Source organism: Dyella sp. S184 (assembly GCF_009766065.1).
Lineage (GTDB): Bacteria > Pseudomonadota > Gammaproteobacteria > Xanthomonadales > Rhodanobacteraceae > Rhodanobacter.
In genome coordinates, this window is sequence record NZ_LMUE01000017.1 from 76,230 (window position 1) to 77,377 (window position 1,148).

1 pseudogene is annotated in these 1,148 nt (G+C 65.8%); it reads left to right on the top strand.

Features of this window, described 5'->3' with window-relative positions:
- Positions 1-1,148: pseudogene (locus tag GSQ75_RS19090) on the top strand (hypothetical protein); the annotation flags it as partial.

The following is a 1,148-nucleotide window of genomic DNA, read 5'->3' on the forward strand; positions in this document are numbered from 1 at the left end:
GGGACAACAGCGTGGCGTTGGGTGCGAACTCGCAGGCGGATCGTGCGAACAGCGTGTCGGTGGGCACGGCCGGTCACGAGCGCCAGATCACCAACGTGGCCTCTGGCGTGGTCAGTGCCACCAGCACCGATGCGGTGAACGGCACGCAGCTCAACAGCACGAACAGTGCGGTGGCGCAGAACACGACGAACATCGCGACCAACACAGCGAACATCGCGACGAACACGGCGTCGATCGGCACGATCAACAACACGGCGGTGTTTTATACCGATGCGACGCGCAAGGCGGTAACGCTGGGCAATGGCACGACGGCGGTGAAGGTTAGCAACGTGGCGGCCGGCACGGTCGGTACGGATGCGGTGAACGTAAGTCAGCTCAATGCACAGGTGGCAGCGACGGCAAAGGCCTCGCACCTGTTTGACGCCGACGGGATGACGGACGGCAGCGAAGATGCGCTGGCGATCGGCAAGCACGCGGTGGCCGGTGGTGCGAGCAGCTTCGCAATCGGCGATGAGAGCGCGGCGTACGGCGCCGGTGCGGTGGCCACGGGCAACAACACGGTGGCGCTGGGTGCGGGCAGCTTCACGAATGCCGACAACGCCTCGGCGGTGGGCTCGCTGGCCAGTGCGATGGGCAAGAGCAGCACGGCGGTGGGTTACAGCAGCACGGCCAACGCGGACAACAGCGTGGCGCTGGGTGCGAACTCGCAGGCGGATCGTGCGAACAGCGTATCGGTGGGTACGGCCGGTCATGAGCGCCAGATCACCAACGTGGGTGCGGGTACGCAGTCCACGGATGCGGTGAACAAGGGCCAGCTCGATACGACCAATGCGGCCGTGGCGCAGAACACGACGGCGATCGGCACAATCAACAGCACGGCGGTGTTCTACACCGATGCCACGCGCACGGCGGTAACGCTGGGCAATGGCACAACGGCGGTGAAGGTGGGCAACGTCGCCGCGGGTACGGTGACCGCCACGAGCACCGATGCAGTGAATGGAACCCAGCTCAACAGCACGAACCAGGCGATCGCGCAGTTGGGCGGTGCAACGGCAAAGGCGTCGCACCTGTTTGACGCCGATGGGATGACGGACGGCAGCGAAGATGCGCTGGCGATCGGCAAGCACGCGGTGGCCGGTGGTGCGAGC